This window comes from Klebsiella sp. BIGb0132, from assembly GCF_024810075.1.
Taxonomy (GTDB): Bacteria; Pseudomonadota; Gammaproteobacteria; order Enterobacterales; family Enterobacteriaceae; genus Klebsiella; species Klebsiella terrigena.
The window spans coordinates 108,873-120,545 of the sequence record NZ_JANUDW010000001.1; the positions used below are offsets into that span (position 1 = coordinate 108,873).

Sequence of the window (11,673 nt, forward strand, 5' to 3'; positions counted from 1 at the left end):
ATCAGGCAACGGCCTGTGCAGAGACTAATACAAATAGCGTGCCAGTTTTTTATCTTATTGATTTTAAAAGGCATGGTTGTTATATGCGCAGCGGGTTGCTAAAGTAACCTGGTGAATCACACGACTAAATGGCGAATTTCATCATGGCGGAATACAAGGACAACCTGCTCGGCGAAGCCAACAGCTTTCTTGAGGTGCTGGAGCAGGTCTCACGGCTGGCGCCGCTGGATAAGCCGGTGCTGGTGATTGGCGAACGCGGGACGGGTAAAGAGCTTATCGCTAACCGTCTGCACTTTCTCTCATCCCGCTGGCAGGGGCCGTTTATCTCCCTCAACTGCGCCGCGCTGAATGAGAACCTGCTGGATTCCGAGCTATTTGGCCACGAAGCCGGTGCCTTTACCGGCGCCAGCAAGCGCCATCCGGGACGCTTTGAACGCGCCGACGGCGGGACCCTCTTTCTTGATGAGCTGGCAACCGCCCCGATGCTGGTACAGGAAAAGCTGCTGCGGGTCATTGAGTACGGGGAGCTGGAGCGCGTGGGCGGCAGCCAGCCGCTGCAGGTCAACGTGCGGCTGGTGTGCGCCACCAACGCCGATCTGCCGCAGATGGTGGAAAGCGGCCATTTCCGCGCCGATCTCCTCGACCGCCTGGCCTTCGACGTGGTGCAGCTGCCGCCGCTGCGCCAAAGGCAGAGCGACATTATGCTGCTGGCAAACCAGTTCGCCATTCAGATGTGCCGCGAGCTGGGGCTGCCGCTGTTCCCCGGCTTTAGCGAGCGGGCGACCGCAACGCTGCTGGGCTACCGCTGGCCGGGCAATATCCGCGAGCTGAAAAACGTGGTGGAGCGCTCGGTGTATCGCCACGGCACCAGCGACAGCGAGCTGGATAACATTATTATCAATCCCTTTCAGCCGCAGCAGCCTCTGCCAGCCGTCGTCGAGCAAACCCCGGACGGCCCCGTGCTGCCGCTGGATCTGCGCGCTTTTCAGCAAGAGCAGGAAAAAAGCCTGCTGCAGTCCAGCCTGCTGCAGGCAAAGTACAATCAGAAGCAGGCGGCGGATCTGCTAGGACTCACCTACCACCAGCTGCGGGCGCTGCTCAAAAAGCATCAGCTCTGAACCGTTCTCGGCAGCATCAGCGCGCTGACCGCCGTCGAGCCCAGGCACAGCGCCGCGTTGAACCACAGCGCGTACTGCGCGGCGCTGGCCATGCCGAGGGGCAGAAATAGCGCGAAAAGTGACGCCGTCACGGCTATCCCCATCGCGCCGCCCAGCGAGCTGCCCATTTTGTAAATACCGGAGGCCACCCCGACTTTGTTCTCCGGCGCATTAACCACCGCGGTGTCCGTCGACGGCGTCGCGTAGCAGCCCAGCCCGAGGCCAAACAGCACGTTGCTAAAAAAGACGGTCACGATATAGAGCGATTTATCGAGAAAGGTGCAGGAGATAAGCAGGATCCCAACGGCGGTGAAAATAGGGCCGGTCATCATCGGCAGCCGCGCGCCATAGCGCTGCAGCAGCTTCTCCCCGACGCGAATCATGACCAGCACGGTGACCAGATAGCCCAGCGTCATCATTCCGGTCTCCAGCGGGGTCATGTTGTGGCCCTTCTGTAGCCAGATGCTGGTAATCATCATGGTGCCGATAGCGCCGTTGAGCATAAAGTTCGACAGCACCGCCGCCCCGTAGGCGCGATTGCGAAACAGCGCAAAATCGATCAGCGCCGCGTCGCCCTTGCGCCGTCCGCTGAGGATAAAATAGCCGCCCGAGAGCAGCGAACCGGCCAGCAGCGCCAGCGACAGCCCGCTGCTCCAGCCCCAGCTATGCCCTTTGCTGATAAACAAATTCAGCAGCACCAGCGAGACAATCAGCGTTAACAGGCCGCTGACATCCAGCTTCTGCCGCTCCGCGCTTTGGCTGCGGCTTTCCGGCGTACCGCGGAGCAGCAGCAGAGCCGCCAGCGCCACGACGATGGAAAAGACGAAAATCCAGCGCCAGCCAAGACCGGTGGCAATCGCGCCGCCGACGAATGAACACAGGCCGCTGCCGCCCCAGGATCCAATCACCCAGAAGCTCACCGCCCGCTGGCGCGCCTTGCCTTCGTACCAGGTTTTGATCAGCGCCAGGGTCGCCGGCATGATGCAGGCCGCCGATAGCCCCTGCAGCACGCGGCCCGTCAGAAACAGCCCCGGGCCCTGGGCCACCACCAGCAGCGCGCTGCCGACAATACTCAGCCCCAGGCCCAGATGGGTCATGCGCATGCGGCCAAACTTATCCGCCAGCCCGCCGCTGGCTACTACGAAACAGCCGCTGAACAGGGCGCTGAGGCTGACCGCGAGGGTCAGGGTTTCGAGGGAAATGTCGAGACTGCTTTTCATCGCCGGAACGACGTTAATCACCGACTGGGCAAACAGCCAGAACGTCAGCACGCTGAGTACGATACCCGCCAGCAGGCGATCGGTACCGACGAACGACGTGGCGCTCAAAGATACGGAACTCATAATTGGGATCTCCCGTCGCAGGTGGTTAACGCAGATAGTCTTCCGTCAGGCCGCACCACAGCGCCGCGCCCTTGAGGAGGATCTCGTCGTTGAAGTCGTAGCCGGGGTTATGCACCATGCAGCGTTCCGCTTCATCCCCGGCGCCGATGGTGAAGTAGCAGCCGTGCGGATTGTGCTCGAGCATAAAGGCAAAATCCTCGCTGCCCATAAACGGCTTCACCTCCCCGACCAGCCCGGCGCCGAACAGCGACGTCGCCACCGCGCGCACTCTGTCGTTGGCGGCAGGATCGTTTCTGAGCACCGGACTGCCGTTGACGTGGATCAGCGTGGCGGTGGCATTGAAGCTTTCCGCCTGCGCGACGGCAATATCGTGGATCCGCTGCAGCACGGTTTCACGCACCTCTTCATTCAGCGTGCGTACCGTCAGCTTCATCAGCACTTTGTCGTTGATAATATTCGGCGCATGCCCGGCCTGAATGCTGCCGACGGTCACCACCGCCGGCTCAAACGGCGTGATGTTGCGCGACACGATGGACTGCAGCGCCAGCGTGATGTGGCAGGCCACCAGCGTCGCATCGACGGTATGCTCCGGCACCGCGCCGTGGCCGCCAACGCCTTTTACCTCGATATGCAGCGTGTCAGAAGAGGCCATCATCGCGCCGTCGCGCAGGCCGATTTTCCCCAGCGTTTGCCCCGGCATGTTGTGCAGGCCAAAAATGGTGTCGCAGGGAAACTTATCGAACAGCCCGTCCTCAACCATGACCCGACCGCCGTACAGCAGCTCCTCCGCCGGCTGGAAAATCAGGTGCAGCGTGCCGTTGAACCGACGGGTGCGCGCCAGATACTCGGCGGCGTAGAGTAAGGTGGTGGTGTGCCCGTCATGCCCGCAGCCATGAAAGCGGCCGTCGACCTGGCTGGCCCACGCTTTCCCGCTGGCCTCCTGCATCGGCAGCGCGTCCATATCCGCCCGCAGGCCAAGGCGGCGCTCGCCGTTGCCGACTTTTAGCGTACCGACCACGCCGGTCCCGGCCAGGCCGCGGTGCACCTCATAGCCCCACTGGCCAAGCAGCCGGGCGACCTCATCGCTGGTTTTATGCTCTTCAAAACCAATTTCCGGCTGCTGGTGAAAGCGACGACGGAGGGCAATAAACTGCGCTTCATTAACCTGTAGTGCTTCAATAAGGGGATGTGTCATTTTTATTATTCCTGTTGTGGTGTTTGCGCGACACTTTCGAGTTTATGCTGCCGGACCGGCTTTAATACGCCGTTTTTTGTTTTATATTGACGAGATATTGAGAAGTGTTTTTCATATAAATCGGTTATGACAAAAAATAACACGCTGTTTTTTGTCTTTGCCAGGAGGCGACGGTGGAACATCATTCAGGCGACTTTAGCGTCGCGGTTCGCGATATTCGTCAGCTCAGCCAGCCGGAGAGCGACGCGCTGACGCTGCTGTGGACGCTGCAGGGCAGCGTCAGCCTGCATGACGGTGAGGAGCATCAGCTGCTGGATGTCGATCGGCTGAAAATAGTGAACCGCAACCGCCCCTGGCGTCTGAGCAGCCGCGAGCCCAACGCGGTGATGGTTCTGACGCTCTCCGGCAGCTGGCTGACGCGCCTCGACGGTGATTTTTTTACCTTCGACTACCAAACTTCCCCCGACACCCGCGACGCCGACGATAGCCTGCGCCGCCTGATGCGCCAGCTGCTGGTGATTGAGCTGGTGAACCACCAGCCCCGCTATCGCCTCGAGGCCAATCGCTGGCTGAGCGAAATCGTTCTGCTGCTGGCCACCCGCTTTACGCAGCCGATCGCCGCCGGCACGAGGCGCGGGACGGAGAACTGGAGCCGGCGGATTGCCCGGGTCGTCGCGCGCATAGAGGCCAGCTACCGGCAACGGCTATCGCTGCACGAGGTCGCCGCCGCCGAGTTTGTCTCCGAAGCCTGGCTGTCGCGTCTGTTTCACAAAGAGGTCGGCATGAGCTTTGTGCAGTACATCACCGCGCTGCGCCTGAACAAAGCCGCCGAGCAGCTTATCAGCACCCGTAAAACGGTGCAGCAGGTCGCTCAGGAGCACGGTTTTGCCAGCACCCGTATGATGAGCGATCTGTTTAAACGCCAGCACGGCCTAACGCCGCGACAGTATCGCCAGCAGCGCCCGCAGCCGACGGTGGATACAGCCCGCCCGCGCGCCGGGGCCGGCGACGACTGGCAGCCGGTGGCCGTCGAGCGGCTCTACGCCCGGCTAAACGAGCCGGAGATAAAAGGCTGGGACAGCCCGCCGCTGCAGCTCAATCCCCAGCAGACGCGCCAGATTGATCTCCGCCAGTTTCCCGAGCGCACGGCGCCGCTGCGCCATACCCGGATGGTCGTCACCGTTCGCGAGCTCGACGATTTACTGCGCGAGGACGTGCGCCGCGAGCTCGAGCAGCTGCACGGCAGCCTACCGATTTACGCCATCGATATTAACGACCCTTTTCTCAGCAGCCGGCTGTTCGGCACCGGCTGGGACGACCCGCAGATGGCGGGCTACGCCTGCTGGTATAATCTGCAGCGAATTTTCAGCTGGCTGGCAAAAATGGGCTGGGGAGTGATTTTACATACCGGACTGACCACCCGCTGCGACCTGCTCCAGCGCTTCTTACGCCTCGCCGCAAACCATTTCTCCCCCGCCACGCTCGCCAGCTGGCGCTTTGTCTGGCACTGGTCGCCCCAGGCCAGCGAAGAGGCGCGCCTGCACGCGTGGCGTCAGCAGCGTGAAACGCTGCAGGCTTTACTGCCGCAGCCGCAGCTGGGCGTCTGGCACCGCTTTAGCGAAGAGGCGATAAGCGACGATCCTTTTCTTGCTTCGCCGATCCTCACCGAAGCCGATTTTCTCGCCTGCCAGGCCGACGCCAACGAGCTGCTGGATCTGGCGCAGCTGGATAGCAGCAGGCTGGCCTCCAGCGAGAGCTATCCGGTGCACAAACTGCGGCAGATCCAGGCCGCCCTGCGCCAGCACCAGCTCGCACTCCCCCTGTGGCTGCTGTCGTGGAATACGCTAACCGGCAACACCCGCGACACCAACGGCCGCTTCTTTCGCGGCGCGCTGCTGATGGATAATCTGCTGGGGCTGGCCGATCGGGTATGGCTGGCGGGATTCTGGCTCAATTCAGGCCTGCAGGGAGAGGCGCGCGCCAACGGCAGGCTGGATACCTCCAGCCTGGCCCTGCACTACCTTCACGGTCTGCCGCGTCCGGTGTACTGGGTTCTGTGGCTGTGGCGGCGCCTGCGCGGCGAAGTGCTGATGGCGGATAGAAACCTGCTGCTGCTGCGCCATAACGGGCACTATCAGCTGCTGCTGCGCAATACGGTCGTGTTCAACCCCTGGCTCTCCAGCGAAGAGACCTTTACCCAGCGCTTCAGCCAGCCCTACAGCATTCAGCTGCTTGGCCTGACCGGGCGCTGGCGGATTAAACAACATCTGTTCGACCAGCATCACGGGGCGCTGTTTCCGCTGTTTGAAGCGTTTCGCAGCCGCAGCGGACCGGATGATGAAGACTACGGTTGGCTGATGCACCAGGCGCGCCCGGCGCTGAGCGTCGCCGAGGAGAGCCCGCAGTCGGGCTGGCATCGCGTTGATTCTCTGCAAAGCAACGCCCTGGTGCTGTATGAATTTTCGCCGCTGAACGAAGAGCCTAGCGGGTTTCCGCCTGCGGCCTCTGCTCCCTGACCCGGGCGGCGATTTTAATCCGGCTCTCTTCGCTGGCCGGATTGAACACCATCATGTTCAGATCCGCGCGCCCCTCGACGCTAAAGGTCGAGAATTCCAGCTCAATCATCCCTATCTGCGGGTGGTGCATGCGCTTAAACCCTTCCCCGTGCCCGGCGACATCGTTACTTCGCCAGTAGGCGTCAAACTCCGGGCTCTGGCGGGAAAGTTCGGCAATCAGCCGATCGGTGTCTGGAGAAGCGCCCACCCGCGCGACGTCGGCGCGAAAGGCGCTGACGATAAGCCGGGCGACGGCATGCCACTCCTCCAGCGCGCCGCGGGCCTGGGGGTTGGTGAACAGCCGGCGCAGAATGTTACGCTCGGCCAGCGGCAGCTGCCCGTAGTCGGTCAGAATGCAGGCCGCAGCGTGGTTCCACGCAATAACGTCCCAGGTCGCCGTTTTGATAATCGCTGGCACCTGAAGGACATCAAGCACGCGCTGCAGGCGCGGAGTGATATCGTCGCTGACGATGAGTCGGGACTCCGGCAAATGCCCGAACGCCAGGATAAACAGATGGTCGCGCTCCGGCGTCGTCAGCCTTAGCCCGCCGGCAATGCGGCTAAGCACCTCCCGGGAGGGCGCGCCGCCGCGCCCCTGCTCCAGCCAGGTGTACCAGGTCGGGCTGATACTGGCGAGCTGGGCGACCTCTTCCCGCCGCAGCCCGGGCGTGCGCCGTCGGCCGGCCTGAAAGCCAAACGCGGTCGGATCAAGGCGTAACCGTCGTGCCCGCAAAAATTCACCAAGTGCATGGGTTGAGGAGTTGGTCATCATTAGCCTGTTAGTTTTTATACCCTGATAATGTCTCTACTTTTATAGTATCGCGTTAAGACTACCATAGCCTGGATACTCATTCTGGAGGTAGATCATGCGCATTTTTCTCACCGGCGCGACCGGTTTTATCGGCTCACGTATTCTCAAGGAACTGCAGGCCGCCGGGCATCAGGTCATCGGCCTCGCGCGCTCTGACGCCAGCGCCGCTGCCCTGAAGGCCGCCGGCGCTGAAGTGCAGCCCGGCACGCTGGACGAGCCCGAAACGCTGCTGGCGGCGGTTAGCGCTGCCGATGCGGTGATCCACACCGCCTTCGATCATGATTTCAGCCGCTTTGTCGCCAACTGCGAAAAAGACCGCCGGGTTATTCTCGCCATCGGTAACGCGCTGGCGGGACGGCGTTGCCCCCTGATTATCACTTCAGGCACCGCCATGGGCGACGCCGACGACGGAGAGCCGGCGAGCGAGTTAAACTTCAATCCCGCCCACCCAAACCCGCGCGTGGCCTCAGAACTCGCCGGCAACCAGCTGCTGGACGCCGGCGTGGACGTGCGGGTGGTGCGCCTGCCTCAGGTTCATGACACCGTCCGCCAGGGGCTGCTGACGTACTATATTCAGCAGGCCGCCGAAAAAGGGGTCGCGGCGATCGTCGGCGAGGGCAATAACTGCTGGTCGGCCGGGCATATCAACGATGTGGCCCGGCTGTATCTGCGGGTGCTGGAACGAGGTGAGAAAGGTCGGCGCTATCATGCCGTTGACGAGGAAGCGGTGCCCTCAAGGCTGATTGCCAACGTGGTGGCAGAAAAGCTCGGCATTCCGCTTAAATCGTTAAGCGCCGAACAATCTGTGGCGCATTTCGGCTGGTTTGCCGCCTTTGCCAATATGGATTTACGCGCCACTTCCGCCCTGACCCGCCAGCAGCTCGACTGGCAGCCGCAGGGCCCAACGCTGCTCGAGGATTTGAATAATATGGACTACCTAGGCGTGACAACGTCACGATAAGCGCGGACGAGCTACCGTCATCTTCCCGTTTTACCGCGCTCCGAGGCCTCTCCCGGCCGCCGGAGCGCGCACTCCCTCAGGCCTGACCGGTGCGGTTAAAGATTTGTAACTGGTAAGATGTGCGAATGTGAATTATCATCTGCGCTATCATCTTTCAATGGACTGAAAACGCACATGATTCCGGTTAACATTCATACTCTTAGTCGCTATGCAGCGCATGTCAGCTTAACCCATACGATGAAAAGCCATCGCTCGCCGGCGCTCTCCGTGATGATGATCTTTTCCGATCTGTGTATTCGCTCAACCCGCGACGCCTATCTCCAGCAGGGCTGGGAAATTACTGAGAAAAGAAGCGGACTGGTGCTGCGCACTTTTGTCGCCGTTCATCACGACGGCGCCGAGTTAGAAATCACCCCTAAAGACTATATCGGACGCTATAATCGGCTGCTGCCGCTGGACTAACCCCACTCTTTTTACCCCGTTCTGACCTCGCGCCTGCCGGCGAAAATCGCCTAAAAAAAAGACAAATAAAAAAGGCGATTGTCGTATGTTTGTAAGCTTAAGGGTGTATAACAGGGCTCGGACGCCACCAAAGCTAAGACGAGGTGCAGTTGTGGGAATCATTAAAGCCAGCAGTTTAGAGCAAGCAGAAGCGCTCCTGAAGTCCGGTGAACCCATTAAGATCGAGCTTGATTTTGAGCTCGACTCTGATGCGTTTTTTAACTTTGCTATGGAATATTGCACCAACGGAACCAAACTCACCCGTAACGACGATCGTTTCGTGGTCTCACGTAAGAAAGTCGCTTCCTGAATGAGCCAACCTGCGCCATTTTTAGCCTCCGTGCGGCGCAGCCTGCGGGATCCACAAAAGAGAATAAGCGTTAGCCAAAAAATTGATGGCTAACGCATTTTCACCGCCAACAGCGTAATAAGGTAAACACGGGACTTCATAGAGGGTTAAACCGTGAAAAAGTTACTGATATGTTGCTTGTTTGGTGAAACCGCCGGTATTTTAGCGAAAAGAATGCAAAAAATAGCCGATGCGCAGGATCTGGATCTGTTAATTAGCGCCGTGGGTATTGAGAACTACCCGAGCGTGGCCCCCGCGTATGACTGCGTGCTGGTCGCGCCTCACATTCAATATAAAATAAATGAATTCACCCACGCGCTGAACCATCATCAGGAGATTGCCGTTATCGAGAGCTTACCTTATGCATCTTTCGATGGCGAAAAGGTGCTGAAGTTTGCCATCGCCCATATGCCGCAATCACTTTTCTAATATCGCCGTAGCCTTATATACGCGACGCCGTGCGGATTGACAGTGGATATGCGATCCGCACCGATTTAGCATCACACCACGCTTTGTGCCTTCAGCATAACCTCGCGCCTTCCCTGCTCGCCAGCCTTATCTGGGGTAGGAGCTCGTTGGTCACCGGCTCTTCATACAACCCGACAGCGCAGCACCTCGGCAACCCGCCGTTCGCCCCTGATAAAAAGGGAGGTGCCTTTCACCGCCGTTGGCAATTATACTCATAGCGCCTGCCGCATATTTCAGGGAACCTGGCACAACATCGCACGGTGGAAAAATGAGCATAAAAGAAAAAAAGATCGCCATTATGTGCACTCTCTCTTGTTTATTTATTGGCTATCTTTGCGCAAAAATGGCGCTTTATACTTTCGATAAAAATAAAACCGAACAATATTCTAAAACCATATTAACCAGAACTATTTTAGTCATAAAACAAATCGATGAAGTTTATGCTGACGCGGGTCGAATATCGCCAAGCCGGCCCTGTTCAGCAGATTATCTCAGCAGCATCCGGGCGCTTTTATGGTCTAAATCGCTGCTGAAAGATATTGCCTATATCGACGGCAAAAGCATGCGTTGTTCGGCGCTGTGGGGAACCTTCTCGCCGGCAGAAAATATTACCCACACGCCTGCCGATATTATCTATCGCGGCGGAACGTGGTATCTCGATAAAGCGATAAATCAGGAATTCAAAGCCAGCATCTATGCCAAAGGCAACCTCGCCATCACCGTTTCTCCGTTCATCTTCAATCGCTTCACCTCTGACCCGGAAAACAGAAACGTCAGCGCAATCGTGGGTAACTACGATCACAGCCAGCATATCTTTTTTATCGGCAATGAGACCGCTGCGGTGTATGACACCGAGCACGGCGGCGAGCGTTATAAAAAATACGCCTTATCCAAAGCCTGCAGCAGGGAGTACGACCTTTGCGTAGTCTCCGGCATGTCCCTGCACGGGATTAAAGATATTCCGTGGACAATAAAGGCCGCCGCGCTCATGCTCTCGACGCTGATTGGCGTCCTGCTCTCGATCAGCATCAACCTTTACATTCGCAAAAAAAGCTCGATCCTCACCCGACTTCAGTACGCGCTGCGTAACGATCGGTTCAGCATCGTCTATCAGCCGATCGTCTCGCTGGATCGCGGAGAAACGGTGGGCGTTGAAGCGCTAATACGCTGGAAAGATAATGAGCTGGGCATTATTCCCCCGGACGTCTTTATTCCCCTGGCGGAGAAGCGCGGGGTGATTAACCAAATCAGCCACTACGTTGTCAGAAAATCAATTAATGAGCTGCATGACATTATAAATAACCACAAAATATACCTGAGTATTAACGTCAATTCCTCCGACCTGTTCTCTAAAGCCTTTAAAGACCATCTCGATACCGTCAGCAACAAGTTTCATATTCCGCCGCGGCTGATCGCCCTCGAGTTAACCGAGAGGCAGACGGCAAACCTTGCCAGCCTCGGTGAGAAAATAGCCCGCTTCCGTGCGGCAGGCTATCAGATTGCGCTTGACGACTTTGGTACCGGTTATTCCAACCTCGACTGGTTATCAAAACTGGCGGTGGATAAAATAAAAGTCGACCGCACCATTACGGAGTCAATTGGTACGGACTCAATTAATTCCGCCCTGCTCAATAACATCATCACGCTGCTGAGCAATATGCACAGTCAGGTTATCTTTGAGGGCGTAGAGAAAGCGCATCAGAAACGCTTTCTTGAACAGCGAATTCCGCAGGCCAACGTTCAGGGATGGTATTACGCCAAACCCATGAGCGCCGGCGAGCTGAAGAAATATCTCTTAGCCGCCAGCGATCCGCCGCCATAACATCCCGCCAGCGGCCGGTGATCAAAGCCCTAAGTCGTTGCTAACTGGAGAAGTTAGCCAGAAAAAGATACCATGTCTCACCAGACAAGGCTGCGCCCGGCGCACCCAAACTCAAGCGCCTTATATTTTGCGGCATTTGCCGCTGGCGCAACCAGAACGGATGACCCGCCGTGCCGTGCATGAAAATTTAAAAGAATCTGAATGTGTCCAAAAATACGCCAGCCCTCTGCCTTTTGACCCGTAGCTGGCCCGCAACAGAGCGAAAGATGAATCCGAACGCCTTACCTGGCCAGGCGCACCTCCGCCTGCCGGGCGCTTTGCTGCTGATGCGGAACCCTTTTTTATCGTCGTCCTGCCCCGGAATGAGAATGCCTGGGTGGTTTACGGGATATACTCAAGGTGAAACCCGGCGCGGTCAGGATCGGGCCAGAGCGTTGAGCGGTTCACCGCCAGGCACCGCGGCTAACGACGTCTCAGGACGATAAAGGGGATGAGAAATGTCATTGAATAT

The 11,673-nt window shown here is 58.3% G+C and carries 10 protein-coding genes; 7 read left to right on the forward strand and 3 right to left on the reverse strand.

What is annotated here, in order from left to right:
- Positions 1 to 128 precede the first annotated feature (128 nt).
- Positions 129 to 1,118, forward strand: coding sequence for a phage shock protein operon transcriptional activator (pspF, locus tag M2416_RS00470; protein WP_175636942.1), 990 nt, complete (start codon positions 129 to 131; stop codon positions 1,116 to 1,118).
- Here the strand turns inward: pspF and M2416_RS00475 are convergent.
- On the reverse strand, positions 1,109 to 2,500 hold the full coding sequence (locus tag M2416_RS00475; RefSeq protein WP_041145217.1) for an MFS transporter: 1,392 nt from the start codon (positions 2,498 to 2,500) through the stop codon (positions 1,109 to 1,111). The genes pspF and M2416_RS00475 overlap by 10 nt on opposite strands.
- 25 nt (positions 2,501 to 2,525) lie before the next feature.
- A complete protein-coding gene (locus tag M2416_RS00480; protein ID WP_259221556.1) occupies positions 2,526 to 3,695 on the reverse strand; it encodes a M20 aminoacylase family protein in 1,170 nt (389 codons plus the stop codon).
- A 173-nt stretch (positions 3,696 to 3,868) separates the two neighbouring features.
- Between M2416_RS00480 and M2416_RS00485 the strand changes: the two genes are divergently transcribed.
- Positions 3,869 to 6,211 (forward strand): helix-turn-helix domain-containing protein, encoded by a 2,343-nt coding sequence (locus M2416_RS00485; RefSeq protein ID WP_259221557.1) that lies wholly within the window; start codon positions 3,869 to 3,871, stop codon positions 6,209 to 6,211.
- Here M2416_RS00485 and M2416_RS00490 read toward each other — a convergent pair.
- Positions 6,177 to 7,019: a helix-turn-helix transcriptional regulator gene (locus M2416_RS00490; RefSeq protein WP_259221558.1), complete on the reverse strand. Its 843-nt coding sequence runs from the start codon at positions 7,017 to 7,019 to the stop codon at positions 6,177 to 6,179. The two genes, M2416_RS00485 and M2416_RS00490, sit on opposite strands and share 35 nt — an antisense overlap.
- 97 nt (positions 7,020 to 7,116) lie before the next feature.
- On the opposite strand from M2416_RS00490, the gene M2416_RS00495 reads away from it, so the two are divergent.
- From M2416_RS00495 to M2416_RS00515, 5 genes are all read left to right on the forward strand, one after another.
- On the forward strand, positions 7,117 to 8,022 hold the full coding sequence (locus tag M2416_RS00495; protein WP_076945403.1) for an SDR family oxidoreductase: 906 nt from the start codon (positions 7,117 to 7,119) through the stop codon (positions 8,020 to 8,022).
- A gap of 174 nt (positions 8,023 to 8,196) precedes the next feature.
- Complete coding sequence (locus tag M2416_RS00500) at positions 8,197 to 8,484, forward strand: hypothetical protein (protein WP_115193009.1); 288 nt, start codon at positions 8,197 to 8,199, stop codon at positions 8,482 to 8,484.
- Between the two features lie 151 nt (positions 8,485 to 8,635).
- On the forward strand, positions 8,636 to 8,833 hold the full coding sequence (locus M2416_RS00505) for a hypothetical protein (RefSeq protein ID WP_041145211.1): 198 nt from the start codon (positions 8,636 to 8,638) through the stop codon (positions 8,831 to 8,833).
- Between the two features lie 153 nt (positions 8,834 to 8,986).
- A complete protein-coding gene (locus M2416_RS00510) occupies positions 8,987 to 9,301 on the forward strand; it encodes a PTS sugar transporter subunit IIB (protein ID WP_041145210.1) in 315 nt (104 codons plus the stop codon).
- Positions 9,302 to 9,683: 382 nt separating this feature from the next.
- The gene (locus M2416_RS00515; protein ID WP_259222846.1) at positions 9,684 to 11,162 is read left to right on the forward strand and encodes an EAL domain-containing protein; all 1,479 of its coding nucleotides are present in this window, start codon (positions 9,684 to 9,686) and stop codon (positions 11,160 to 11,162) included.
- Positions 11,163 to 11,673 lie beyond the last annotated feature (511 nt).

Excerpts from the sequence above, each read along its gene's own strand:
- pspF (WP_175636942.1), top strand. The coding sequence starts at position 129 with ATGGCGAATTTCATCATGGCGGAATACAAGGACAACCTGCTCGGCGAA.
- M2416_RS00475 (WP_041145217.1), bottom strand. The coding sequence starts at position 2,500 with ATGAGTTCCGTATCTTTGAGCGCCACGTCGTTCGTCGGTACCGATCGC.
- M2416_RS00480 (WP_259221556.1), bottom strand. The coding sequence starts at position 3,695 with ATGACACATCCCCTTATTGAAGCACTACAGGTTAATGAAGCGCAGTTT.
- M2416_RS00490 (WP_259221558.1), bottom strand. The coding sequence starts at position 7,019 with ATGACCAACTCCTCAACCCATGCACTTGGTGAATTTTTGCGGGCACGA.
- M2416_RS00495 (WP_076945403.1), top strand. The coding sequence starts at position 7,117 with ATGCGCATTTTTCTCACCGGCGCGACCGGTTTTATCGGCTCACGTATT.
- M2416_RS00500 (WP_115193009.1), top strand. The coding sequence starts at position 8,197 with ATGATTCCGGTTAACATTCATACTCTTAGTCGCTATGCAGCGCATGTC.
- M2416_RS00515 (WP_259222846.1), top strand. The coding sequence starts at position 9,684 with ATGGCGCTTTATACTTTCGATAAAAATAAAACCGAACAATATTCTAAA.